We start from the raw sequence: 25446 nt of genomic DNA on the forward strand, positions 1-25446 counted from the left end.
CGGACATGTCACCACGCGCCCTCACCCCGCACCAGCCGGCCTCGACGCCGCCTGCGCAGATCCGCAATTTCTGCATCATCGCCCACATCGACCACGGCAAGTCGACCCTCGCCGACCGGATGCTGCAGATCACCGGCGTGGTCTCGGACCGCGACATGCGCGCGCAGTACCTCGACCGCATGGACATCGAGCGCGAGCGCGGCATCACGATCAAGAGCCAGGCCGTCCGGATGCCGTGGGAGATCGACGGCGAGACGTTCGCCCTCAACATGATCGACACGCCCGGCCACGTCGACTTCACCTACGAGGTGTCGCGATCCCTCGCCGCGTGCGAGGGCGCGATCCTGCTCGTCGACGCCGCCCAGGGCATCGAGGCCCAGACGCTCGCGAACCTGTACCTGGCACTGGAGAACGATCTCCACATCATCCCGGTGCTGAACAAGATCGACCTCCCCGCGGCCGATCCGGAGAAGTACGCGAAGGAGCTCGCGTCGCTCATCGGCGGCAACCCCGAGGACGTGCTCCGCGTGTCGGGCAAGACCGGCGCCGGCGTGGAGGATCTGCTCGATCGTCTGGTGCAGGAGATCCCCGCGCCCGTGGGCGATGCCGATGCACCCGCGCGTGCGATGATCTTCGACTCGGTCTACGACGCGTATCGCGGCGTGGTCACCTACGTGCGCATGGTCGATGGGAGCCTGTCGCCGCGCGAGCGCATCCAGATGATGTCGACAGGCGCGAATCACGAGCTTCTCGAGATCGGCGTCTCCAGCCCCGAGCCGATCCCCTCGAAGGGTCTCGGCGTCGGCGAGGTGGGCTACCTGATCACCGGCGTGAAGGACGTGCGTCAGTCGAAGGTCGGCGACACCGTGACCACGGCGCGCAAGCCGGCGTCCGATGCTCTCGCGGGGTACACCGACCCCAAGCCCATGGTGTTCTCGGGCATCTACCCGATCGACGGCAGCGACTACGCCGAGCTGCGCGAGGCGCTGGACAAGCTGAAGCTCTCGGACGCGTCGCTGCAGTACGAACCGGAGACCTCGGTCGCGCTCGGCTTCGGCTTCCGCTGCGGATTCCTCGGACTGCTGCACCTGGAGATCATCACCGAGCGGCTCTCTCGTGAGTTCGGACTCGACCTCATCACCACCGCCCCCAGTGTGATCTATGAGGTCCTCACTTCGGACACCGGTGAGACGGTGACCGTGACGAACCCGAGTGAGTACCCCGACGGCCGTATCGGCTCGGTGTCCGAGCCTGTGGTGAAGACGGCGATCCTGCTCCCGAAGGACTATGTGGGCACGGTCATGGAGCTCTGCCAATCGCGTCGGGGATCGCTGCTCGGGATGGAGTACTTCTCCGAGGAGCGTGTCGAGCTGCGCTACATGATGCCGCTCGGCGAGATCGTGTTCGACTTCTTCGACCAGCTCAAGTCGAAGACGCAGGGCTACGCCTCCCTCGACTACGAGCCCGCAGGGCAGCAGGAGGCCGACCTGGTCAAGGTCGACATCCTGCTGCAGGGCGAGAAGGTCGACGCGTTCAGCTCGATCGTGCACCGCGACAAGGCATACGCCTACGGCACGATGATGGCCGAGCGCCTGCGCAAGCTCATCCCCCGACAGCAGTTCGAGGTGCCGATCCAGGCGGCGATCGGCGCCCGTATCATCGCCCGGGAGACCATCCGCGCGATCCGCAAGGACGTGCTCGCCAAGTGCTACGGCGGCGACATCACCCGCAAGCGCAAGCTGCTCGAGAAGCAGAAGGAGGGCAAGAAGCGCATGAAGATGGTCGGTCGCGTCGAGGTCCCCCAGGAGGCGTTCATCGCCGCGCTGTCGGGTGACGTCGAGGGCAAGGACAAGAAGTAGGGCCATGACGCCGCAGGTCGTTCTCGTGCACGGCATCCGCACGTCGGCGACCATGTGGCGGGCGCAGCTGGAGTATCTCGAGAGCGTCGGGGTGCCCGCCGTCGCCGTCGACCTGCCCGGTCACGGCACGCGCATGGACGAGGACTTCACGCTGCACGAGGCGCTGTCCACGATCGACCACGCCGTGCGAGATGCCGCGACCCGCGGCCCCGTCCTGCTGGTCGGGCACTCCATGGGCGGACTGCTCTCGCTGGCATACACCGGCGGGGAGGAGAGGCCGCCCGTGGCGGCACTCATCGCGGCATCCTGCTCGGCGATCCCACGCGGCGCCGCCCTCGCGATGTACCGTTTCCTCGCCGGGTCGCTCGACCGCCTCCCCGATCGCGGCTCCTGGCTCTCCGAGCGAGTGCTGGATGCGACGATCCCCGTGGAGACCCGCCCCGACTTCGGGGCCGGGGGCTACGCTCTCGACGCCCAGGACGTCGCGCTCAAGAGTCTGAGCACGCTCGATCTCGCGAAGTCCGTGTCACGCATCCGGATCCCGCTGTGGTTCGTGAACGGTCAGTTCGATCAACTGCGCACGCATGAGCGGCTGTTCCTGCGGCTGGCTCCGCAGGCGGAGCTGATCGTCGTGCCCCGCACGGCCCACCTGGTCACCGCGATGCGCCCCCGGGTGTTCAACGCCGTACTGGGAGTGGCGCTGGCGACGATCGACCACGACGCACCATCAGCGTCATGACGGCTCCGGCGAGCGACAGCACCGCCGCCGCCGCGAACAGCAGCCAGAACCCGCCGACCAGGGCGACCAGCCCTGCGCCGATCAGCGGTCCGAGCAGCTGACCGAGATTCGCCGAGACGTTGACGATGCCGAGGTCGCGCGCGTGGTCCTCGGGGTCGCGCAGCAGATCGGTGCTGAACGCCAGGCTCACCGCCATGTATGCGCCGTAGCCCGCGCCCATGATCGCGGCGGCGACGGCCGTCATCACGAAGGTCGGGCTGAACAGGATCACCAGGCCCGACACGGCCTGCACGACCGCGGCGACGACGCTCAGGGTGCGACGGTTTCCGGTGCGGTCGGAGATCATGCCCGCGATGATCGACGCGATCACGACGAACACCGTGTAGATCACGATGAGCACCAGCAGGTTGTCCTCCGCCTCGGTCTTCGAGAAGCCGATGCCGTAGAGCAGGAAGAACAGCAGCAGCGAGGTGCCCAGCGCATTCCCGACGTTGACGACCAGCCTGCTGATCAGCAGCCACAGGAAGTCGGGGTCGCGCAGCGACGACGGCCGCGCCTGCGTCCGGACCGGCAGCACGTGGGCGGGGCCGGGATCCGGCAGCAGCACGGCGGTGCCGACGCCGATCACGGCGATGATCCCTGCGAGCATCAGATACGACGCCGTGATGCCGAGGCCCAGCAGCACCACGGCGCCCACGCCCACGACGATGCCGGCGGCCTGAGCCGAACTGGCCGCTGCGGAGGCCGACCCGCGCTGCTCGGTGAGCTGATCGGCGATCATCGCGGTGAACGCGGCGGATGCGGCTGCGAGGCCGATCGACACGATGACCCAGGCGCCGCCGATGAGCCATGGCCCGTCAGCGAGGCCCGTGACGATCAGCCCGAGTGCTGCGAGGAGCGATCCGCCGACCGCCCAGGGCCGGCGCCGTCCCCAGCGCGAGCGGGTGCGGTCGGAGAGCCGGCCCGCCACGGGCGCGGCGATGACGCCGGCGAGACCGCCGACCGACAGCACGATGCCCGACCACACCACGCCGACCACCCAGTGGCCCTCGGCGTTGCTCGCGTCGAGCTGATCCGGCAGCAGCAGCTGCAGCGGCGTCAGCTGCACGGTCCAGATCGCCAGCCAGGCGAGGGTGAACAGCGAGAGCCAGCCGGCTCCGACCCTGCGGGTCGCGGTCGTGCTCACTGCGGCTCTCCTGTCCTGATCTGTACGTCTGCGCGGACTTGCGCGATGAGGTCGCGATACCAGGCATAGGAGGCCTTCGGCGTGCGCACCGAGGTCTCCTGGTCCACGTGGACGAGGCCGAACCGCTGCGTGAACCCGTCGGCCCATTCGAAGTTGTCGAGCAGGCTCCACACTGTGTACTCCTGCACCTCCACGCCCTGCGCGATCGCGTCCGCGATCGCGCGGATGTGCCCGTCGAGGTAGGCGATGCGGTCGTCGTCGTCGAGCGGCGCGTCCGCCTGGTCGGGTTCGGGGAACGACGCTCCGTTCTCACCGACGATCACCGGGGGCAGTGCATCGCCGTAGCGCTGCTTCGCATCGACGAGGAACCCCGTGAGCGACCGCGGGACGATCGGCCAGAGCTCGCCGAACCCGGTCGTCGCCGCGCCCGGCGTCGGCACCTGCTGGAACGGGATCGGGGACTCCGGCGGCGCTGAGCGGATGGTGGTGGGGTTGTAGTAGTTCACCCCGTAGAACTCGCACGGCGACGAGATGGTCTCGAGGTCGCCGTCTCGGATCGGCAGATCGACGCCGAGGGTCGTGAGATCGGGATAACTGCCGAGCAGCACCGGCTCGGCGAAGATGCGGTTGTGCAGGATGTCGTAGAAGTTGGCGGCTGTGGCATCCTGCTCCGCCTCCGGGATCACCAGCGTGTGGTTGTTGACGATTCCGACCTGCTCTGCGCCGTGGTCGTGCAGGATGCCGGCGGCCGTGCCGTGCGCGAGCAGCTGGTGGTGCACCGACGGCAGCGACTCGAACAGCAGCTGCCGTCCCGGGGCGAGTTCACCGATCGCGTAACCCTGCAGCGAAGTGGAGACCGGCTCGTTGATCGTGTACCAGTGCTTCACCCGATCTCCGAGAGCCTCGGCGACCGTGCGGGTGAAGTCCGCGAAGCGGGTGACCGTGTCGCGGTTCAGCCAGCCGCCCTCGGCCTCGAGCTCGCTCGGCAGGTCCCAGTGGTACAGCGTGGGGAACGGAGTGACGCCGGCACCGAGCAGTGCATCGACCAGGCGGTCGTAGTACGCCAGCCCGGCCGCGTTCGCAGGTCCAGATCCGCCCGGATGCACGCGGGTCCAGGAGATCGAGAAGCGGTACCGGTCGACGCCGAGCCCCGTGAGCAGCGCGACGTCCTCGGCCGCGCCGTGATAGCTGTCCGGACCCGGCTCTGCCGTCGATCCGTCGCGCACCCGCCCCGGCGTCTCCACGAAGTCGTCCCAGATGGAACGGCCCCGCCCGTCGGCGCCTCGGGCGCCCTCGATCTGGAAGGCGGCGGTCGCGGCGGACCAGCGGAAGCCCGCGGGGAACGCGGGCGGTGCGGAATCGGGTCGCATGCTTCTCCTCGACATCTGCGTCGGCAGTATTCCCGTATTCTGCACCCGGTACCGACCTCGATGCGACCGAGTTCCGCATGCGCGTGTCTGGATCGCCTCGCCGCGTCCGGCACGTTTCGCGCGGAGCGGTGCAGTGCTGGTAAGCTTGGTTCTTGGCTTGCGTGTGGGTTCTTCCCTCACGACCGCTGTTCGGAACCCCTCTCCTTCCGGCAGCACTTCCAACACTCCTTCGAAAGAAAGCACCCGCACGTGGCAAACATCAAGTCGCAGATCAAGCGCAACAAGACCAACCTGAAGGCGCAGGAGCGCAACAAGGCCGTCAAGAGCGAGCTGAAGACGTGGGTCCGCAAGACCCGCGAGGCCGTCGTCGCCGGCGACAAGGAGGCCGCTGAGGCCGCGCTCTCCACCGCATCCGTCAAGCTCGACAAGGCCGTCAGCAAGGGCGTCGTGCACAAGAACCAGGCGAAGAACCGCAAGTCGGCCATCGCCAAGCAGGTCGCCGCTCTCTGAGCAGACTTCTGAAGAAGGCCCGCCTCCCCTCGGGGATGGCGGGCCTTCTTCATGCTCCGGCCGAATCAGCGATCGACGGACTCTCCGAAGGGCTCCCTCGTCGCCACGACGGCGACCATGCGCTCGAGCGCGAAGACCGGGTCGCGCGACGCGCCCTTGACCTCGGCGTCGGCGCGCGCGGTGGCCTGGATGGCCATGCCGAGCGATCGCTCGTTCCAGCCTGAGAGGTCGCGGCGGGCGCGATCGATCTGCCAGTCCTTCATGCCCAGCTGCGAGGCGAGCTCGCGGCCGGAGCCGCGCAGGCCCGCGACCTTCGCCATGGTGCGCAGTTTCATCGCGAAGGCGGCGACCATCGGCACAGGGTCTGCGCCGGAGGCGAGCGCGTGCCGCAGCGCGATGAGCGCCTCGCCGTAGCGGCCGGCGATCGCGGTGTCGGCGACGACGAAGGCCGAGACCTCGACGCGGCCGCCGTAGTAGCGCGTGACCACCTCATCGGTGACATCGCCCTCGACGTCGCCGATCAGCTGCTGACAGGCCGCGGCGAGCTCGGTGAGGTCGTCGGCGAAAGCCGAGACCAGCGCGCGCAGCGCCGTCGGAGCGATGCGCTTCTTCGCCGCGCGGAACTCGCCCGCGGCGAAGTCGACCCGATCGCTGTCGCGCTTGACGGCGGGGCAGGCGATCTCGATGCCTTCGCCGGTGCCCGCGCGCACGGCGTCGAGCAGCTTCTTTCCCCGGACCGTGGCGCCCGTGTGCCGCAGCAGCACGGTCGCACCCTCCTGCGGGTTCTCGAGGTATGAGACGGCCTCCTGGATGAACCCGTCCGACGCCTTCTCGACGCCGGCGACGCGCACCAGACGGGGCTCGCCGAACAGCGACGGCGACGTGAGGGAGAGCAGAGTGCCGGGCGCGTAGTCGTCGGCGCGGACATCGCTGACCTCGAGTGCGGGGTCCTCCGCGCGCAGGTAGTCGCGGATGCCGGCTATCGCGCGCTCGGCGCAGATCTCCTCGGGACCGGAGACCAGCACGATCGGAGCGGGGCGGGGCTCCCGCCAGGACACCTGGGGGATCTTCGGCGCCTTCGCCGCTCCCCCACGTGCGGATGAACGAGGAGCTGCTGCCATGCTTTCCAGCCTACCGGCGGGTGCCGACACGCACCGGTCGCTCCACGGCCCAGCTCCGGCCCCACCGTCCTTTCGCCCCGGTCGCAGTTGAGCACGCTCAGGCGATCCCAGAGCGTGCTGAATCGCGATTCGAAGCGAGCGGAGGGAGGACTGAGGCGGCCGGAGGGGTGCGAGGGGGCCACCTGGTGCAGCGGGCGTGGGCGACTCGTGATCCACAGGTGGGGCGGTTGGACGGCTTCTCACCGATCATGGGGTAGCGACGGATTCGCGCATCCGACCGGTCCTACGGTTGCGGAGTGCCCACCCCGGATGCCCCAGACCCCGCCCCGGCGCGCAGGCGACTGCGGCTGAGCATCGGAGCGGCGGTCGTCCTGGGCCTCGTCGTGCTGTCCGCGGCGGTCGGCTGGGGCATCCTGCGCGGCCAGGCCTCTCCGTCGGACGTCGTCCCGATCGAGGACGAGACCCAGTCGGGTGCCCCGGCCGGACTGTACGTGCACGTCCTCGGCGAGGTCGAGAAGCCCGGACTGTACGTGCTGGAGTCGGATGCCCGGCTCGTCGACGCCCTCGCCGCGGCCGGCGGCACCACGGACGCGGCCGATCTCGCCGCGGTCAACCTGGCCCGACCGCTCAGCGACGGTGAGCAGGTGGTCGTGCCGCCGAAGGGTACCCCTGGTGCCGAGGGTGCCGCGCAGCAGCCCGGCGACGGTCTCGTCGATCTCAACAGCGCCGATCAGGCGGCGCTCGAAGCCCTCCCACGGATCGGGCCGGCGCTGGCCCAGCGCATCATCGCCTGGCGCGACGACAACGGCCGGTTCCGTTCCGTCGACGACCTGCTGGCGGTGCCCGGGATCGGCGAGAAGCTCCTGGCCGGACTGCGTGATCTGGTGAAGGTCTGAGCGGTGAAGGATCTGCGCAGCGCCGTTCTGGCGGCATCCGTCTGGCTGCTCGCACTGCTGGCCGTGCTGCTGCCGGGCACGTCCCTCGCGCTGGCGGCCGGTGCGGTGCTCGCCGCGATCGCCTGGGCCCTCAGCACGGTCCGGCACCGGCGCGGCTCCGGCCTGGTGGTGCTCAGTCTGCTCTGCGCTGCCGCCGTGGCGCTGTCCGCGGCGGCCGCGCACCCGGCGCGCGACCGTGCCGCGGCGTTCGCCGGGCGAGCCGTCGAGGTCATCGCCGTGGTCTCCTCGTCGGCCTCCGTGGGCGCGGACGGACGACTGTGGCTCGACGCGCGCACGGTGACCATCGGCCCACCGGGGCATGCCGAGGCGCTCGCCGTCCCGGTGCGGATCGGCATCGACCCGCAGCACGGCGTCGACCTCGGCGCGGAGCTCACCGTCATCGGTCAGGCCAAGGTCACGGATGCCGGCGAGCGTGCGGCTCTGGTCGTGTTCACGACGACCGGAGAGGTCAGCCGGCCGGCATCCGGGATCTTCGCGATCGCCGCGCAGACCCGCGCCGACTTCATCGACCGGGCCACGACGCTCCCCGAACCCGGTGCCGGCCTTCTGCCGGGCCTCGCGGTCGGCGACACCCGCGCAGTCAGCGAGGAGTTGAGTGCGGCCATGCTGGCCTCCGGCCTCTCGCACCTGACCGCCGTGAGCGGGGCGAACTGCGCGATCGTCGTCGCCGCGGTGTTCTGGATCGTCGCGCTGTGCGGCGGTGGCCGCCGCGTACGTGTGCTCATCTCGCTCGCGGCGCTGGGAGCCTTCGTCGTGCTCGTCACGCCCGAGCCCAGTGTGATCCGCGCAGCGGTGATGGCGGCACTGGCCATGCTCACCGTGCTGCTCGGCAGACCCAGCGCCGGTCTTGCGATGCTGTCGGTCGCGGTCACAGGCATCCTCGTCGGCGACCCCTGGCTGGCGGCCTCGCCGGGTTTCGCACTGTCGGTCGCGGCGACCGCGGCACTCCTGCTGCTGGCTCGGCCGCTCAGTCGCGGCATGTCGCGATGGATGCCGGAACCCGTGTCCCTCGCCCTCGCCGTCCCGCTCGCTGCGCAGCTGGTCTGCGGGCCGATCGTCGCCCTCTTCTCCGAGCAGCAATCGATCGTGGGCGTCGCCGCCAATCTCATCGCCGAGCCCGCCGCGCCGCTCGCCACGGTGATCGGCCTCCTCGCCTGCCTGACCTCGGCGGTACCCGCCGTGGCGGATCTGCTCGCCGCCACCGCGTGGCTGCCGTCGAGCTGGATCGCGACGACCGCGACCGTGAGCGCCGGGTTGCCCGGCGCCGTGATCCCCGTCATCGCGGGTCCCGTCACTGCGGCGGTGACCGCCCTGATCAGTGCGGCCATCGCCGTGCTGATCGCCCGATCCGGCTCGGCGCGACTGCGCGGGACTGCCGGGCTGGTGCTCGCCGTCGCCGTCGCGCTCGGCGGTGCCCGCATCCTGCTCACCGGACCGCTGGCCACGTTGACCGCGCCGGACGACTGGTCGATCGCCGCTTGCGATGTGGGCCAGGGAGACGGGCTGCTGGTGCGCTCGGAGGGACGTGTCGCCCTGATCGACACCGGCCCAGACCCCGGCGCGCTGTCGGACTGTCTCGCCCAGCTCGGCGTGCCCCGCATCGATGTGCTCGTCCTCACCCACTACGACCAGGACCACGCCGGCGGGCTCGACGCCGTGCGCGGCCGGACCACCGCGCTGCTGCACGGTCCACCGGCCGAGGCGAAGGACGAGCGGATGCTGCGCGATGCGGCATCCGCCGGCGCCCGGCTCGTGCCCGCTGCCGCCGGCCGGCACGGTGTGCTCGGCGGCGCCCGGTGGCAGGTGCTCTGGCCACCACCCGCGTCTGCAGCGTTCACCTCCGGCAACGACGCGAGCGTCGTCGTCGAGTTCAGCGGCGGCGGGGTCCCTCGGTCGCTCTTCCTCGGCGACCTGTCTGCCGTGCCGCAGCGGATGCTGGTCGCGAGCGGCCGGGTGCGCGGACCCTACGCGGTCGTGAAGGTCGCCCACCACGGCAGCAAGGACCAGGACCCGGGCCTGTACGCGCAGCTGCAGCCGCGCATCGCGCTGATCAGCGTCGGTGAGGGCAACGACTACGGGCATCCGCGCGCTGAGACGCTCGGGTTCCTCACCGCGCTGAACGCCCGCATCCTCCGCACCGATCAGAGCGGTCGCGTCCTGCTCGGCCTGCGGGACGGAGGCGTCGCGGTGTGGACGGAACGCCTCCCTCGTCCGGGGCCCACTGAGAGCAACGATCCGTGACGTTCGTCCGGAGCGGCGACGAGGGGGCGAGAGCGTGCCGGATCCGGGTCGGAGCAGAACCGGGACAAACCGCTCAGCGCGCCGCACCGAAGAGACTGTGACGAAGGAGAGCGCATGGAACCGATCATCATCGGCTCGCCCCGGAAGGCGTACCGCTCCCCTCTCGTCGAGGTCTGCGCCTTCACATTCGGCTGATCGGCGATCCCGGCGAAGGGAGTAGGGCATGCTTGTGGACATGGTGATCGACGGAATCGACGTGCCCGAGGGCGAGCCGGTTCCCGTCGACACCGCCGGCGACCTCATCCTTCTCGTCGCGCGCGGCGACCGGAACGCCTTCGCGGAGCTGTACGGGATGCTCTCCCCCCGCGCGTTCGGCCTCATCCTCCGGATCCTCGTGGACCGCGCGCAGAGCGAGGAAGTGCTGCAGGAGGTGTTCCTCGAAGTCTGGCAATCCGCCTCGCGCTTCACTCCGAAGAGAGGTCAGGGACGCTCCTGGCTGCTGACGATCGCGCACCGCCGGGCGATCGACAGGGTGCGGTCGGCGCAGGCCGGTTCCGACAGGGATCGAAGGGCGGGCCTGAGAGATCTCGCCTCCGCACCGGCATCGGTCGACGAACAGGTCGAGCTCAAGGTGGAGTCGGAGCGGATCGGCGGTGCGCTCCGAAGGCTCCCCGATGCGCAGCGCGAGGTGATCACCCTGGCCTATTACGGCGGATACTCGCAGAGTGAGATCGCCGTGCTCACGGGCAGTCCGCTGGGAACGGTGAAGACGAGGATGCGGGACGGCTTGACACGACTGCGGAAGGAGATGAGGTGACGCGATGGACAAGCAGGAGTTCGACATGCTCTCGGCCGGCGAGGCCCTCGGCGCGCTGAGCGACGACGACCGGCAGGCGTACCGTCGTGCGCTTGCAGATCATCCGGAATGGGCTGCGGATACGCAGGAGGACGCCGGGACAGCCGCGGCACTCGCCGACCTCGTCGACGAGGTCGTGCCGCCGGCGCATGTGCTGGAGAGCGTTCTGGCCCGTATCGACGCGCCGTCCGCTGCGACGGACGTGAAGGAGCCCGCGCACCCGGACAGGTCGGGTTCCGCGGTGGTGACGAAGCCCAGCCGTCCGTCGCCTCGGCGGCGCTGGTTCGCACTCGCCGCCTCCGTCGTGCTGGTGGCGGGCATCGGCATCGGGGCGTCGATCATCGTGCAGCAGGCCACCAGGCCGGCGTACGTGACGGCGCTCGACCGCATCGAATCCGCATCGGACGCTCAGCAGGCCACCGCCGAGGTGGCGGGCGGCGGCAGCGCGACCCTGCACTGGTCCGCCTCCGAGGGCGAGGCCGTGCTCGTCGCGGATGAGCTCCCGTCTCTGAGCGACGATCAGACCTACGAGCTCTGGTACGTGCGCGGTGAGACACCGATCTCCGCCGGCGTCTTCGACGCGACGGGATCGACGACGACAGCCCTGTTGGAGCCGGGCATGCAGCCGGGCGATGTGGTCGCCGTCACCGTCGAGCACCAGGGAGGAGCGCCGGACGGGAAGCCGACGAGCGAGCCGATCGTGGTGATCCCGACGGCCTGAGTCTGCCGGGCCCGCAGATCAATGCCCGGAGTGGACACCTTGCCCGCCCGAAGGCAGATCTCCGATGTGGGACGGTGTGTCGGTCGTGGCCAGCGCCGGCGTCACCACAGCGGCCGCGATCGCCGCCGCGGCGATCAGAGCGCCCGGCGCCCTGCGCGGTGTCGAAGCGGTCGATCCCGCCTTCCCCCGGGAGGCGAGACCGACCGCGGACAGCGCCAGGAGCAGAGCGGCGGCGACGGCCACGGCCGAGCATCCTGTCGCGAGGGCTGCCGGCGCGACAGCAACCCCCGCCAGCGCCCCGAGCACCGCCGTGCGGGGCGCCCGTGGGCGCCCCGCACGGAGACTCGCCATCCCCCAGGCGAGCTCCCCCAGCCCCAGCACGAGGAGCGCGGCCATCGCCAGGACGCCGGCCGCGCCGGTGGCCTCGGCGCGGAGGGACGCGCCGAGGCCGAGGTGCAGGAGCCCGCTGCCCCACGCGAACACGGCGGGCCACGTCTGCACCAGAGCGCTCATCGGTCAGCTCACGGCCAGGCGCTGCGCCGTCCGATCAGTCGCGACACCGAGGGCCAGAAGCAGCAGGGCGCTGGCGAGGTGCAGGAAGTGATCGAAGGTGTTGAGGGCCAGGATGTTCGCCGCGGTGCCGACCAGGAAGAATCCGGCGATGCCGAGCAGCAGATAGGCCGCGCCGACGACGATGTTCGTCGCCTTGGCCGCCCTCACCGAGATCAGACCGCTGATCAGCAGGGCCGCACCGATGAGCAGATGCGCCACGTTGTGCAGCGGATTCACCATGAAGATGCCCAGCAGCAGCCCTCCCTCGGTCGCGAGGAAGGACACGCCGCCGGTCACGGCGAAGCCGAGCAGTCCGACCAGGACGTAGACGGCGCCGAAGATGACGGCGATGAGACGATTCGGGGACGTACGCATGACACTCTCCTTCTCCTGCGACGGTTGCCGCTCAGAGAGTGTTCGGAACCGTCGCAGGATCGGATGCCGCCGATCCTGCGACGCGGAGAATGCCGGGGTCGGTCAGCCCTTGACGGCGAAGTTGACGATCTTCGGAGCGCGCACGATCACGCGCACGATCTCCTTGCCCTCCAGGGCGCGTTGCACCTTCTCGTCGGCACGGGCCGCGGCCTCGAGATCTGCGTCGGAGATGTCGGCTGCCACATCGAGCGTGGAGCGCACCTTGCCGTTCACCTGCACGGCGGTGGTGACCGTGTCGTCCACCAGCAGCGCGGGCTCGGCATCCGGCCACTGCACGGCGCTGACCGAAGGCTCGTGGCCGAGCCGTGCCCACAGCTCCTCGCCGGTGTGCGGCGCGATGGTCTCGATCATCATCGCCACCGTCTCGGCGGCCTCGCGCACGGCGGGGTCGGCAGCGCCCGCACCGGTGTCGATGGTCTTGCGGATGCCGTTGACCAGCTCCATCAGGCGCGCGACCAGCACGTTGAACTTCGTCTGCTCGACCAGGCCGGGAGCGTCGGCCAGCAGTCGGTGGGTGATGCGGCGCAGCGCGACATCACCGGTCGCGGCGTCCGCTCCGACCGGACTGGAGGTCTCGTCGCCGACGCGCAGGACACGGGCCAGGAACTTGTGCGCACCGGAGAGCGAGACGCCGTTCCACTCCTTGTCGTCCTCCACCGGGCCGGCGAAGGCCAGTGCGAGGCGCAGCGAGTCGGCGCCGTACTGCGCGAGCAGGTCGGAGAGCTCGACCAGGTTGCCCTTGCTCTTCGACATCTTCGAGCCGTCCATCAGCACCATGCCCTGGTTGACCAGGTTGGAGAACGGCTCCTCGAAGTCGATCAGCCCCAGGTCGAAGAAGACCTTGGTGATGAAGCGCGAGTAGAGCAGGTGCAGGATGGCGTGCTCGATGCCGCCGAAGTAGCCGTCCACCGGCGCCCAGCGCCTGGCCTGCTCGGGGTCGAAGGCGAACTGGTCGCTGTTCGGCGACAGGAAGCGCAGGAAGTACCACGAGCTGTCCACGAAGGTGTCCATGGTGTCGGGGTCACGCAGCGCCGGCTCGCCGGATGCCGGGTCGATCGTCCGCACCCAGTCGGCCGCGGCGCCCAGCGGCGAGCTCCCCTTGGGCTTGAGGTCCAGGCCCTCGACGCTCGGCAGCTTCACCGGCAGGCGGTCCTCGGGCACGGGCACGACGGTCTCGTCCTGCAGGTGCAGCATCGGGATCGGCGTGCCCCAGAAGCGCTGGCGCGAGATCAGCCAGTCGCGCAGACGGTAGTTCTTGGCCGCTCGGCCGGTGCCGGCCTGCTCCATCCGCTCGATGGTGCGGGCGATCGCGTCGGTCTTCTCGAGGCCGTCCAGGTCTCCCGAGCCCGTCATCACGCCGTTGCCGACCAGGGCGGTGCCGGTGATCGCGGGGTCGAGCTCGGCCAGGTCGCCGCCCTCGTTCGCACCGCCGGGGACGGTGGTGTCCACGACGATCTTCACCGGCAGGTCGAACGCCCGGGCGAAGTCCAGGTCGCGCTGGTCGTGGGCAGGCACGGCCATGACCGCGCCGTGGCCGTAGTCGGCCAGCACGTAGTCGGCGGCCCAGATCGGCAGTCGCTCGCCATTGACCGGATTGATCGCATAGCGCTCCAGGAAGACACCGGTCTTCGGGCGGTCGGTGGACTGCCGCTCGATGTCGGATTCCTTCTGCGTCTTCTCCAGGTAGTCCTGGAAGCGCATCCGCACCTCGGCCGAGGAGCCCGCTGCCAGCTCTGCCGCGAGGTCGGCGTCGGGCGCGACGACGAAGAACGTTGCGCCGTGCAGGGTGTCAGGACGCGTCGAGAACACCGTGACCGGCTCTTCCCGGCCCTCGATGCGGAAGTCGACGTCGGCGCCGTGCGAGCGGCCGATCCAGTTGCGCTGCATCTGCAGCACCTTGTGCGGCCAGTGCCCCTCGAGTGCGTCCAGGTCGTCCAGCAGGCGATCGGCGTAGTCGGTGATCTTGAAGTACCACTGCGTGAGCTTCTTCTTCACGACTTCGGCACCGCACCGCTCGCAGCGGCCGTCGACGACCTGCTCGTTGGCCAGCACCGTCTGGTCGTTCGGGCACCAGTTCACCGCGCTCTTCTTGCGGTACGCCAGGCCCTTCTCGTACAGCTTCAGGAACAGCCACTGGTTCCAGCGGTAGTACTCCGGGTCGGAGGTGTGCAGCACGCGCGTCCAGTCGTAGGACATGCCGTAGCCGCGGAATCCGGCCTTGTGCTGCTCGATGTTCTTGTAGGTCCACTCGCGCGGGTCGGCACCGCGCTTGATCGCCGCGTTCTCGGCCGGCAGGCCGAACGAGTCCCACCCGATCGGGTTCAGTACGTTCTGCCCGCGGTGCCGCCAGTAGCGCGCGACGATGTCGGGGTACAGGTAGTTGATCGCGTGCCCCATGTGCAGGTCGCCCGACGGGTACGGGAACATCCCGAGGATGTACTTCCGCGGCCGCTCGTCCTCGTCGCCGCCGGCCCGGAACGTGTCGTTCTCGGCCCAGTACTGCTGCCACTTGTCCTGGATGGCGTGCGCGGACAGCGGCTCTGCGGTTTCGGTGTTGTCGGTCGGGTGCTCAGACAAGGGACGGCCAATCTGACGGGATGCGGATTACCTGATGAAAGACGGGAACTTCCAGGATATCGCTCGTTTCGGCTCGCTACGCTCGCGGGGCGGCCAGCCACTCCTCCGGCAGCTCCGCGCCCAGCGCCGCGAGCGGCGCACGCGCCTTGGTAGCGACCTCGGCGGCCTCCTCCGCGGCATCCGACAGCCAGGTGATCCCTCCTCCGGCGCCGACGTAGGCCGTCCCCCCGTCGACCAGGACGCTGCGGATCACCATGCCCAGATCGGCGGAGCCGTCGAGACCGATGTGGCCGAAGCACCCGGAGTAGACGCCGCGAGGAGCGCGCTCCAGCTCGTGCAGGATCGTCATGGCGGAGAGCTTCGGGGCGCCGGTCATGCTGCCGGCGGGGAAGGCCGCCTCGCCGAGATCGTCGACGGTGACACCGTCACGAAGCCGAGCACTCACCGTGCTCACCAGCTGATGCACCGCAGGGTACGACTCGACCTGCCAGAGCCGCTCCACCACGATCGTGCCCGGAACGCCGACGTGCGAGAGGTCGTTGCGCATCAGATCGACGATCATGACGTTCTCGGCGCGCTCCTTCTCGCTGGCATGCAGCTCCGCGGCGAGAGCGGCGTCCTGTTCCGGCGTGGTCCCGCGCGGCCGCGTGCCCTTGATCGGGCTGGTGCGCACCACGCCGTCGCGTACCTCCAGGAACTGCTCCGGGCTCGCGCTGAGCAGATGGGTGCCACCGGTTCGCAGATACCCGCCGTGGTGCGCGGGCGTCGCGGCGCGCAGGCGCCGGTACACCGCGAAGGGGTCGGGCGGGGCATCCGTCGTGAAGCGGGTCGTGAGACAGAGCAGGTACGCGTCACCGGCGCGGATGGCGTCGCGGCAGCGCTCCACGAGCGCGACATACTCGTCGACGCCGTGCCGGGCGACGGCGACGGATGCCGGCGGCCGCGCCGGTGCGGCCGGCGGCGCCGGCGACAGCAGACCCGCCAGAGCGCGATGCCAGTCGTCCAGGTCGTCGGCGGGCGCCAGGGCCCAGAAGCGGCCGGTGGAGTGGTCGACGGCGATCGCGCGATCGACCACGATCCAGGCGGAGCCGGTCTCGGGGTCCGCCGCCGGCGCCGCCATGCGGCGCGCGCCGTCCTCGTAGGACATCCAGCCCACCCATCCGCCATGGAACGGTACCGGGCTCTCCGCTCCGTGCTCGCCGCCGATCACGGTGCGGGAGACGCGTCCGGCATCCGTCTCCGGGCGGCCGACACCGAGGATGCTCCATCCCTCCGCGGCGTCAGGACCTGCGTCCAGCCAGAAGGCCGCCTGCGCGCCGTCGTCCATCCGCGAGAACAGCCCCTCGAGGTCGCCGCGACGGTCGAGGGCACGGGCGAGCAGCACGGACGGCAGGGACACGAAGCAAGCGTACGGCGCGCGGCGTACCACTCTCAGCGAATGATGCCGTGCAGGCCGTACGCTCGTTCCGTGGACCAGTTCCTGACGTGGATCATCGACGCCGTGCAGTCGATGGATCCGGTGCTGCGGACTCTCATCGCGGGCGTCGCGATCATGCTCGAGACGAGCATCCTGATCGGTCTCATCGTGCCCGGCGACACCGTCGTGCTGGTCGCCGCCGTCGGCGTCACCGATGTGTGGCAGGGGGTGTTCCTCGTCATCGCGGTCGTGATCGGATCCCTCCTCGGCGAATCGGTCGGCTTCTGGCTCGGGCACTGGATCGGACCGCACATCCGCCACTCCCGGATAGGACGCTGGATCGGCGAGGACCACTGGGTCAGGTCCGAGCGCTATCTGCAGCGCCGCGGCGGCATCGCGATCTTCCTGTCCCGGTTCCTGCCGGTGCTGCACTCGCTGGTGCCGCTCACGGTCGGGATGAGCGAGTACGCCTATCGGCGCTTCATCGCCTGGACGCTGCCGGCCTGCGTGCTGTGGGCGACGGTGTACGTCAGCGTCGGTTCGCTCGTGGCCGGCAGTTTCAAGGAGCTCGTGGATCGCGTGCACTACGCCGGCTACCTGTTCGTCGGCGCGATCGTGCTGTTCCTCGTGATCGTGTTCGTCGTGAAGAAGATCATCTCCCGCCGCGAGGAACATCACATGTCGGATGCGGATGGGCCGAGCGCGTAAGACGCACTCGACATCCGTGAAAGACTGAAGGGGATGTCACCCGCCGCCGCGGCCAAGATCCATTGGTTCGCCCGCCTCGAACACCGCTTCCACGTCTCACGCGAACGTCGCGCACGCAGACGAGGGCGTTCGGCGACCGTCGTCCCCTTCCCCGGCTACGGCGGCAAGGGCTGGGTGCGGATCGTCGGGCGCGTGCTCATCGTGCCGCCGCTGCCGCGCAAGGCCAGCGACGACGGCGCGGGTGTGCGCGGCTGGCGCTCCTTCGCCGGCATCCCGGTGAGCTTCGCCTCAGTGCGGATCGAGATAGGCGGTCGCACGCACACCGTCGTCGCCGACCGTGGCGGGGTGGTGGACACCGTCGTCGAGGCCGACCTCGAACCGGGCTGGCAGACGTTCACCATGGCCACCGACCGGCAGGAGCCGGTCGAGGCGACCGCGTTCGTCGTCGACGAGGACATCCGCTTCGGCGTGGTCTGCGACGTGGACGACACCGTCATGGTCACCGCGCTCCCCCGCCCGTTCGTCGCGGCCTGGAACTCGTTCGTCGTGGACGAGCACGCCCGCACCCCGGTGCCGGGGATGGCGGTGCTGCTCGAGCAGATCATGCGCGACCACCCCGGTTCGCCGATGATCTACCTGTCCACCGGCGCGTGGAACGTGGCGCCCACACTGCGCAGGTTCCTCTCCCGCCACCTGTTCCCGCAGGGCTCGATGCTGCTCACGGACTGGGGGCCCACGCACGATCGCTGGTTCCGCAGCGGCCGCGAGCACAAGCTCGCCAACCTGCGGCGCCTCGCAGAGGAGTTCCCCGAGATCCGCTGGCTGCTCATCGGCGATGACGGCCAGCACGACGAGTCGACCTACGGACAGTTCCTCGTCGAGCATCCGTCGTCTGTCGCCGGCGTCGCGATCCGTCGTCTGCTGCCCGCCGAGGCCGTGCTGGCCGGCGGCCGCACCGTCGCCGGCGATCACTCCGGCGACGACGTGCCGTGGGTCAGCGCGGTGGACGGCGCAGGGCTGCGCGAGCTGCTCGGCGAGGCCGGCATCGTCGACCCGAGGGACTGACCGGGGGCCGTTCCCCGCTCAGCCGACGTTCGCCGTCGCCGGCGGCACGCGCAGCGAGCCGTAGCGCTTCATCCGGTGCCAGCGCAGCCTGTTGCCGGCGATCGCGGTGAAGACGGACTGGATCACCACCAGGTACATCAACTGCCGGTAGACGACCTGCTGCAGAGGCAGGGTCCACAGCGGCTTCAGCGACTCACCGTCCATGCGGAACGCGTAGACGGCCATGCCGAGCTGGATCGCCAGGAAGCCGAGCCACACCGCCAGGACGCGAATCGGGTCGAGGAAGAACAGTCCGTAGACCGCGAACACGTCCACCAGCGGGGCGAACAGCGGCAGCAGCACCTGCAGCACCAGCAGATACGTGAGACCACGCCGGCCGAGCTTGCCCGCCTGGCCCTTCTGCAGCATCGCGCCGCGGTGCTTCCACATCGCCTGGAGCGTGCCGTAGCACCACCGGTAGCGCTGCTTCCAGAGCGCGCCGAGCGTGGCGGGCGCCTCGGTCCAGGCCCGCGCGTCCTCCTGGTACACCACTCGCCAGCCGTCGCGGCACAGCGCCATGGTCAGGTCGGTGTCCTCGGCGAGCGTCTCGTCGCTGACGCCGCCGACCCGCCTCAGGGCCACGCGGCGGAACGCGCCGATCGCACCGGGCACCGTCGGCATGCACTCCGCGACGTCGAACAGGCGGCGGTCGAGGTTGAATCCGACCACGTACTCGATGTGCTGCCACGCTCCCAGCACGCCGCCGCGGTTGGCGACCTTGGTGTTGCCCGAGACCGCACCGACCGCGGCGTCCTCGAAGGGCTGGATCAGCCGCGAGACGGTGTCGGGCTCGAACACCGTGTCGCCGTCCACCATCACGATGAGCTCGCCGTGCGCTGCGGCGATGCCGGAGTTCAGCGCAGACGGCTTGCCGCCGTTCGCCTGCCGGATCAGCGTCACCTGCGGCAGCCGGAGGCCCTCGACGATGGCCGCCGTGTCGTCGGTGGACCCGTCGTCGACGACGATGATCTCCACCGGATGCCGCGACGCGGCGATCGATCGGACCGCGGCCTCGATGCCCGCCGCCTCGTTGTGGGCGGGGACGATCACGGAGACCAGACCGTCGTAGATCCAGGGCCGGCGCTTCGCCCGCTGCTTCGCCAGGCGGCGATGGTGGGCGGCGAGCACGACCACGAGGATCGCTCGCACCACCATGATGATGCCGGCGGCGACCAGGCCGATCCCGATCAGGGCGACCACGGCCGCGCTCACCCAGAGCGTGGAGACGAACACGGTGCCGCGGAACCGCTCGACCGGTGTGGCGGCGCGGACGGTGCCCGCGACATCGGCGGCGTCGCCCACCGTCGTCACCGTGATCCCCTGCTGCTGCAGCGCGGGCAGGAGTCTGTCGAGTGCGGCGACGGTCTCGGAGCGGTTCCCGCCGCCGTCGTGCATGAGCAGGATCTGACCCTGGGTGTCAGGCGGCGTGGAGTTCGCCACGATCTCGTCGACACCCGGGCGCTCCCAGTCACGGCTGTCCAGAGTCGCGAGGACCGACAGGTAGCCTCGCGCGCCGGCGTCCTCGACGACGTCCCAGGTTCCCTGGTCGAGGCCGGCCGGCGTGGAGCTGTACGGCGGACGGAACAGCGAGGTCGTGATGTCGCCCGCCCCGGCGACAGCACTCTGCGCACCGTCGAACTCGAGGTCCGTGCGCCAGTCCGGAGCATTCGCAAGGTCGGCGTGCGTCAGGGTGTGGGTGCCGATCTCGTGCCCCTCGGCGACGATCCGCCGGATGAGATCGGGATGCTCGGCGGCCGCGGTGCCGACGACGAAGAAGGTGGCGTGCACGCCGTGGGCCTTGAGGACGTCGAGGATCCGCGGCGTCCAGACCGGGTCGGGACCGTCGTCGAAGGTCAGTGCGAGCGTGCCGTCCTTCGGGGCCGCGGTGTCGACGCCATCCCTGGTGTCCAGGATCGGCTCGCCGCTGGGGTCCTGAGCAGCGGCGGACGCCCGATCGCCGGCGGGACGGGAGTCTTCATCCGTCGAGGTCAGGTGGTGCGTGTAACCCTGGATGGCGAGGGCGGCGGCGAGGGCGAGCAGCACCGCGATCAGCGAGATCCAGTGCACCTTCACGCGTGCGGCGCGCGCATCGCGCCGCAGCTGGGCGCGGCTCACGACGCGCGCGGCTTCGGTGTCGGTTCGGCCTTGTGGACGTCCCCGGGGGTGTCGCCCGAACGGTTCTGCCCTGGCGCGGTGCCGCTGCTGCCCGGGGCGGTCTCCGTCGGAGCCGGAGCCGGGGCAGGCGCGGTGGAGGGCGGGGTCGACGCGGAGGGGACCGAGGCCGGTGCGGGGTCGCTCGATGTGGCGGCATCCGTCTGCTCGGAGCTGCCGTCGACGGGAGCGGTGCTCGGGGGGACGGGGACGGCGTCCGCCGTCGTCGGCGCCGGCGTCGGCGCGGGCGGCGCAGCGGCTGCCGGCGGCTGCGGGAGCAGCGGCGCATCGATCGTCGGGCCGCCCAGGAACGCGCTGATCGCCAGTGCGACGTATGCGATGGCGAGGGCGACGAGCACCCACAGCGTGCGACGGATCCAGCGCATCCGGCGCCCTGCGGGGTCGACGAAGACGGGTTCGGGGGTCACCGTCTCGGGCATGGTGAAGCTCCTCGGGGGATCGGGCGCTCGTGATTCTACGCGCGTGCCCGGCGCGAACACTGAGGATTCCGGCAGAGCACGCGCCGTATCCTCGTGGAGTGACCCTCACGATCCCGCTCCTCGACGCCACGGCGTGGACCGACCGCGCCGGCGCGCATGAGGCGCGCGCCGACGAGCTGACCGCCGCTCATCGCGCGCGTGCGGCGCGCGGCGAGAAGCATCCCGTCGAGGACTTCCTCTTCACCTATTACTCGTACAAACCGGCGCAGCTGCGCCGGTGGCATCCCGGAGCGGGCGTCGTGCTGGCGGATGCCGCCGAGCGGCAGACCTGGCGGTGGTACTCCCCCGGTCCGGTCTTCGGTTCTGCGATGCCTGATGCCGCCGTGTTCTCGGCGGAGAAGCCGGAGCTCGCCGCGCTCGTCGAGCGGATGCTCCGCAGCACCGCCGCGCGCCCTGGCCGGTTCGGGTGCTTCGGATTGCACGAGTGGGCGATGGTGTACCGCGAGGCGGAGCACCGGCATCAGGCGCCGCTGCGCCTCGGCCAGGCAGGGACAGATGCGGTCGTCGAGGCGAACGAGCTGCGCTGCACGCACTTCGACGCGTTCCGGTTCTTCACGCCGGATGCTGTTCCGCGCAACAGCCTGCCGCTGTCGCGCTCTCTGCAGCCCGACATCGAGCAGCCCGGATGCCTGCACGCCGGCATGGACCTGTACAAGTGGGCGATGAAGCTCGGCCCGCTGCTGCCGGGCGAACTCATGCTGGACACGTTCGAACTCGCGCGCGACATCCGTCAGCTCGACATGGAGGCGGCGCCCTACGACCTCTCCGACTGGGGTGTCGAGCCGGTGCGCATCGAGACGCCAGAGGGCAAGGCCGAGTACGTCAGGCAGCAGCGCGGCTTCGCCGAACGCGGCACGGTGCTGAGGCAGCGGATGCTGGACGCCTGGCTCGGCGCCTGATCAGCGCTCGCGCGCGGCGATCTCCAGCCGCAGCGCCGCGACGTGCTCCGCGGCGTCCTGCAGGCGCTGAGCCGGAAGCCGCCCGTCCTGGACGGCCGCGACGATGCCCGCGGCGACCTGCGGGGCGGTCTGCGCGTCGCTGCCGGCGACCAGCAGCACCATGTCGTTTCCGGCGGCCAGCGCCGCCACGGAGTTCTGCACCGGATCACGGTACGCGGGGATGCCGGAGGACTGCAGCATGCCCAGGTCGTCGGTGATCATCACACCGTCGAAGCCGAGGTCGTCACGGGCGATCTCGTGCCAGCGCGCGGAGAGGGACGCCGGTGCGGCATCCACCGCGGTGTAGGCGAGGTGCCCGAACATCAGCAGCTCGGCGCCGGCGCTGATCCCCGCCTCGAAGGGCTTCGCGTCCGACGTGCGCCACTGTTCGAGGGGCTCGGCCGTGGACGGGATGACGTGGTGCGAGTCGCCCGGTGCCGCGCCGTGCCCGGGGAAGTGCTTCAGCGTGGACATGACCGTACCGTGTTCGCCCTGCACCGCCGCCGCCACTCGTTCGGATGCGGCATCGGGATCCGTCCCCAGCGCGCGGGAGTAGATGAACGATGATGACTCGCGGGGCACGTCGGCGACGATGCCGAAGTTCACATCGACGCCCGCATCGGCGAGAAGCTGCGCGCGAGCGGCGAAGGCCTGCTGGGCGTCGGCCGGCGGCGCACCCTTGAGCGTCTTGGCGCTGGGCAGGTCGTCCCAGGGCAGTCTCTTGACGATGCCGCCCTCTTCGTCGGTCGCGATCAACGGCGGGAGCGTCGGATCGACGGTCAGCGCGGTGGTCAGCTCCTTCAGCTGCGCGGGAGTCTCGGGGACGTTGCCGCCCATGAGGATGAAGCCGCCGAAGCCACCGGTCATGTACGCGCGCGCCGCTGCCGGATCGGCGCCGGGGATCGTGCCCATGATGACGCTCTGGGCCTGCTGGGCGACGCTCATGCGCCCGACCAGCGCTGTGGCGGGATCGACCGGCGTGGGCGTCGGGGCCGGTGTCTGCGAAGTTCGAGTCGGAGCCGGAGTCTGAGCGACCGTCGGGGCACTCGGCGTACAGCCCGCGACGGCCAGCGTCGCCAGGACGGCGAGGACCCCGAGCACGGTGCGGCGCATCGTTCCAGCGTAGTGAGACCGGCTGTGACCCGCCCGCAGGTCTGCTCACGATCCGCCGCTGAGGCTGCTACACGCCCGCAGCCACAGGCTCCGCGGCGAGCGCGGCCTGCACCCCGAGCGCGGCTCTCCGCCCGGCGCGGTTCGCGCCGATCGTGCTCGCGGACGGACCATAGCCGACCAGCTGGATGCGCGGATCAGCCACCGCCGTCGTCCCACGCCCCTCCCGGTCGAGCTGGATACCCCCGGCGGCGCTGCGCAGATGCAGCGGAGCGAGATGCGAGATCGCGGGACGGAAGCCGGTCGCCCAGAGAATCGCATCGACACGCTCGAAACGGCCGTCGGCCCAGCGCACTCCGTCGGGCTCGATCCGCTCGAACATCGGCAGGCGCCGGTCGTAGACACCCATGCGCGCCGCCTCCTGCTCCTGCTCGCGCAGCATCAGACCCGTCACGCTCACCACGCTCTGCGGAGCGAGCCCCTGCGCGACCCGCTTCTCCACGAGCGCCACAGCAGCCGCGCCCGCGTCGGGGTTGAACTCCCCGGTGCGCCACACCGGCTCGCGCCGCGTCGCCCAGAGAACGTCGGTGATGGGCGCAAGTGCGCCGAGGAACTGCACGGCGGATGCTCCGCCGCCCACCACGAGGACACGCCTGCCCGCGAAGTGCTCCGGCCCCGGGTACTCGACCGTGTGCAGCTGCTCCCCGAGGAAGGTCTCCATGCCGGGGTAGTGCGGCAGGAACGGGTGCGACCAGGTGCCGGTCGCGTTCACGAGAGTGCGGGTGTGCCAGCGCTGCTCCCCCGCATGAACGACGAGAACGCCGTTCTCATCCTCAACGCGGTCGACGTGCACGGGACGGATCACCGGCAGGTGGTGGCGGCGCTCGTAAGCGGCGAACGTGGCCGGCACAGCCTGGTTCGCGCGCTCTGAGGTGTGCGCGGGTGGTACGTCGCCGGGCAGCTCGGCGACGTTGTGCACGTCGAGCATGGTCAGCGCATCCCAGCGATGCTGCCATGCCCCGCCCGGACGCTCGTCCGCATCCAGCACGACGTGATCGATGCCCAACCGCCGCAGATGGTACGACGTGGAGAGTCCGGCCTGGCCGGCGCCGATCACGATGCTGTCGAGAGGTTCCACACCACGGTCAACCGCATTCATGCACATACTGTTCCCCGGCGGCTCCGGTAGAATCCCGGGCGGATGGAACACGCCGGCGGGACGACCCGCGGGTGCACTCTCGAGCAGGGACGACCCCGCAGAATCAGGGATTCCTCGTGACCACCATCAAGAGCATCCTCACCCGGACCGTCGTCGTCCGCCTCGTCCTCGGCTGGGGCGCCTTCGCCGCAGTCCTCCTCGCAGGACCGCTGCTGTCGGCCCCTCTCCCCGGCCCTGTGCTGCTCGCTGTGCTCGCCGCCATCGTCGCGGTGATCATCGTGTGCGCCTTCGGCGTGGTGACCGAGGCCGAGCACCTGGCTCACCGCCTCGGTGACCCCTACGGCACCCTCGTGCTCACTCTCTCCATCGTGCTGATCGAGGTGATCCTCATCTCCGCCGTCATGCTCGGGCCGGGCGAGCACACCACCATCGCACGGGACTCGGTCATGGCTGTGTCGATGATCATCCTGAACCTCGTCGTCGGCGTCGCCCTTCTCGTCGGCGGCATCCGGCATCGCTCGCTGCGCGCGAACAGCACCGGCGTCTCCGCCTATCTGTCCCTGCTCGTGGTGCTGCTGGTCACCGCGTTCTTCCTTCCCGGTCTGATCGGCGACGGTGGGGCCTACACACCCGCGCAGGCGATCCCGATTCTCGTCCTGACCCTGCTGCTGTACGGCTTCTTCCTGCTCAGGCAGACCGGCGCCCAGGCGGCGGACTTCACGGAACCCGGCCACGCGGACGACGCCGCCGCGCCGCGCACCGGGCAGGTGCTCGCACAGCACCGCACCGAGATCCTGCTCCGCACGGCTGTGCTGGTCGCCACCGTGCTGCCCATCGTGCTGCTCTCGCACGACATGGCAACGCTGCTCGACGACGGACTCGACCGCCTCGGCGCCCCGGTCGCCCTGTCCGGCATCCTGATCGCGATGATCGTGTTCCTGCCCGAGACCATCACCACCGTCCGTGCCGCGTTCGGCGGCGAGATGCAGCGGGTCAGCAACCTCTGTCACGGCGCGCTGGTCTCGACGGTCGGCCTCACCATCCCCGCGGTGCTGGCGATCGGACTGTTCACCGGTCAGACGGTGCTGCTGGCCGAGACACCGACCAATCTCGTGCTGCTCGGCGCCACGATGCTGCTCACCGTGGCGACCTTCGCCGGTCGCCGGGTGTCGGCGATCGGCGGGTCGGCGCACCTGATGCTGTTCGTCGTCTACGGCCTCACCGTGTTCGCGTAGT

Annotated in this window: 22 protein-coding genes; 11 read left to right on the top strand and 11 right to left on the bottom strand. The window is 70.2% G+C overall.

Going from position 1 to position 25446, the window contains the following annotated elements; translation table 11 throughout:
• The first annotated feature begins 5 nt into the window (after positions 1-5).
• Positions 6-1859, top strand: coding sequence for a translation elongation factor 4 (gene lepA, locus GON06_RS13015; protein WP_157312712.1), 1854 nt, complete (start codon positions 6-8; stop codon positions 1857-1859).
• Positions 1860-1863: 4 nt separating this feature from the next.
• Positions 1864-2598 carry an alpha/beta fold hydrolase gene (locus GON06_RS13020; protein ID WP_157312713.1) on the top strand — a complete coding sequence of 245 codons (735 nt, stop codon included), beginning with the start codon at positions 1864-1866 and terminating at the stop codon, positions 2596-2598.
• Here GON06_RS13020 and GON06_RS13025 read toward each other — a convergent pair.
• Together GON06_RS13025 and GON06_RS13030 are read right to left on the bottom strand one after the other, a co-directional pair.
• Positions 2537-3784 carry an MFS transporter gene (locus GON06_RS13025; RefSeq protein WP_332837516.1) on the bottom strand — a complete coding sequence of 416 codons (1248 nt, stop codon included), beginning with the start codon at positions 3782-3784 and terminating at the stop codon, positions 2537-2539. The two genes, GON06_RS13020 and GON06_RS13025, sit on opposite strands and share 62 nt — an antisense overlap.
• A complete protein-coding gene (locus GON06_RS13030) occupies positions 3781-5154 on the bottom strand; it encodes a GH1 family beta-glucosidase (RefSeq protein WP_232528466.1) in 1374 nt (457 codons plus the stop codon). Before GON06_RS13030 ends, GON06_RS13025 begins: the two co-directional genes overlap by 4 nt.
• Before the next feature lie 249 nt (positions 5155-5403).
• Here GON06_RS13030 and rpsT point away from each other — a divergent pair, with 249 nt between their 5' ends.
• Positions 5404-5664 carry a 30S ribosomal protein S20 gene (gene rpsT, locus GON06_RS18805; protein WP_332837517.1) on the top strand — a complete coding sequence of 87 codons (261 nt, stop codon included), beginning with the start codon at positions 5404-5406 and terminating at the stop codon, positions 5662-5664.
• Positions 5665-5729: 65 nt separating this feature from the next.
• Here rpsT and holA read toward each other — a convergent pair whose 3' ends face one another.
• Positions 5730-6785 carry a DNA polymerase III subunit delta gene (gene holA, locus GON06_RS13040; RefSeq protein ID WP_157312715.1) on the bottom strand — a complete coding sequence of 352 codons (1056 nt, stop codon included), beginning with the start codon at positions 6783-6785 and terminating at the stop codon, positions 5730-5732.
• A gap of 296 nt (positions 6786-7081) precedes the next feature.
• Between holA and GON06_RS13045 the strand changes: the two genes are divergently transcribed.
• The 4 genes from GON06_RS13045 to GON06_RS13060 all read left to right on the top strand — a co-directional run bounded on the left by GON06_RS13045 (position 7082) and on the right by GON06_RS13060 (position 11559).
• A complete protein-coding gene (locus GON06_RS13045; protein WP_332837518.1) occupies positions 7082-7681 on the top strand; it encodes a ComEA family DNA-binding protein in 600 nt (199 codons plus the stop codon).
• 3 nt (positions 7682-7684) lie between these two features.
• Entirely contained in the window at positions 7685-9982 is a 2298-nt protein-coding gene (locus GON06_RS13050) for a ComEC/Rec2 family competence protein (protein WP_332837519.1), read from the top strand.
• Positions 9983-10205: 223 nt separating this feature from the next.
• Entirely contained in the window at positions 10206-10799 is a 594-nt protein-coding gene (sigK, locus tag GON06_RS13055) for an ECF RNA polymerase sigma factor SigK (protein ID WP_198346696.1), read from the top strand.
• A gap of 4 nt (positions 10800-10803) precedes the next feature.
• Entirely contained in the window at positions 10804-11559 is a 756-nt protein-coding gene (locus tag GON06_RS13060) for an anti-sigma factor (RefSeq protein WP_157312716.1), read from the top strand.
• Positions 11560-11577: 18 nt separating this feature from the next.
• Here the strand turns inward: GON06_RS13060 and GON06_RS13065 are convergent, their stop codons facing one another.
• From GON06_RS13065 to pabB, 4 genes are all read right to left on the bottom strand, one after another.
• A complete protein-coding gene (locus tag GON06_RS13065; RefSeq protein ID WP_157312717.1) occupies positions 11578-12072 on the bottom strand; it encodes a hypothetical protein in 495 nt (164 codons plus the stop codon).
• A 3-nt stretch (positions 12073-12075) separates the two neighbouring features.
• Positions 12076-12486 (bottom strand): DUF4383 domain-containing protein, encoded by a 411-nt coding sequence (locus GON06_RS13070; RefSeq protein ID WP_157312718.1) that lies wholly within the window; start codon positions 12484-12486, stop codon positions 12076-12078.
• Positions 12487-12588: 102 nt separating this feature from the next.
• The gene (leuS, locus tag GON06_RS13075) at positions 12589-15123 is read right to left on the bottom strand and encodes a leucine--tRNA ligase (protein ID WP_157312719.1); all 2535 of its coding nucleotides are present in this window, start codon (positions 15121-15123) and stop codon (positions 12589-12591) included.
• Positions 15124-15199: 76 nt separating this feature from the next.
• Complete coding sequence (pabB, locus tag GON06_RS13080; protein ID WP_232528486.1) at positions 15200-16516, bottom strand: aminodeoxychorismate synthase component I; 1317 nt, start codon at positions 16514-16516, stop codon at positions 15200-15202.
• Between the two features lie 75 nt (positions 16517-16591).
• On the opposite strand from pabB, the gene GON06_RS13085 reads away from it, so the two are divergent.
• On the top strand, positions 16592-17248 hold the full coding sequence (locus GON06_RS13085; RefSeq protein WP_332837521.1) for a DedA family protein: 657 nt from the start codon (positions 16592-16594) through the stop codon (positions 17246-17248).
• Between the two features lie 33 nt (positions 17249-17281).
• Positions 17282-18313, top strand: a complete 1032-nt coding sequence (locus GON06_RS13090) for an App1 family protein (RefSeq protein ID WP_157312720.1) — start codon at positions 17282-17284, stop codon at positions 18311-18313.
• Positions 18314-18331: 18 nt separating this feature from the next.
• Here the strand turns inward: GON06_RS13090 and GON06_RS13095 are convergent, their stop codons facing one another.
• Both GON06_RS13095 and GON06_RS13100 read right to left on the bottom strand, forming a co-directional pair.
• On the bottom strand, positions 18332-20467 hold the full coding sequence (locus tag GON06_RS13095; RefSeq protein ID WP_332837522.1) for a bifunctional polysaccharide deacetylase/glycosyltransferase family 2 protein: 2136 nt from the start codon (positions 20465-20467) through the stop codon (positions 18332-18334).
• Entirely contained in the window at positions 20464-20943 is a 480-nt protein-coding gene (locus GON06_RS13100) for a hypothetical protein (protein WP_157312721.1), read from the bottom strand. Before GON06_RS13100 ends, GON06_RS13095 begins: the two co-directional genes overlap by 4 nt.
• Positions 20944-21041: 98 nt before the next feature.
• On the opposite strand from GON06_RS13100, the gene GON06_RS13105 reads away from it, so the two are divergent.
• Positions 21042-21902, top strand: coding sequence for a 3-methyladenine DNA glycosylase (locus GON06_RS13105; RefSeq protein ID WP_332837523.1), 861 nt, complete (start codon positions 21042-21044; stop codon positions 21900-21902).
• Here GON06_RS13105 and GON06_RS13110 read toward each other — a convergent pair whose 3' ends face one another.
• Positions 21903-23054 (bottom strand): glycoside hydrolase family 3 N-terminal domain-containing protein, encoded by a 1152-nt coding sequence (locus tag GON06_RS13110; RefSeq protein ID WP_157312722.1) that lies wholly within the window; start codon positions 23052-23054, stop codon positions 21903-21905.
• A gap of 67 nt (positions 23055-23121) precedes the next feature.
• The gene (locus GON06_RS13115; protein WP_157312723.1) at positions 23122-24210 is read right to left on the bottom strand and encodes an NAD(P)-binding domain-containing protein; all 1089 of its coding nucleotides are present in this window, start codon (positions 24208-24210) and stop codon (positions 23122-23124) included.
• A 116-nt stretch (positions 24211-24326) separates the two neighbouring features.
• On the opposite strand from GON06_RS13115, the gene GON06_RS13120 reads away from it, so the two are divergent.
• On the top strand, positions 24327-25445 hold the full coding sequence (locus tag GON06_RS13120; protein WP_332837524.1) for a calcium:proton antiporter: 1119 nt from the start codon (positions 24327-24329) through the stop codon (positions 25443-25445).
• Position 25446: the final 1 nt, after the last annotated feature.

Origin of the sequence: Microbacterium sp. MAH-37, from assembly GCF_009758255.1 — a bacterium.
Classification (GTDB): Bacteria; Actinomycetota; Actinomycetes; order Actinomycetales; family Microbacteriaceae; genus Microbacterium.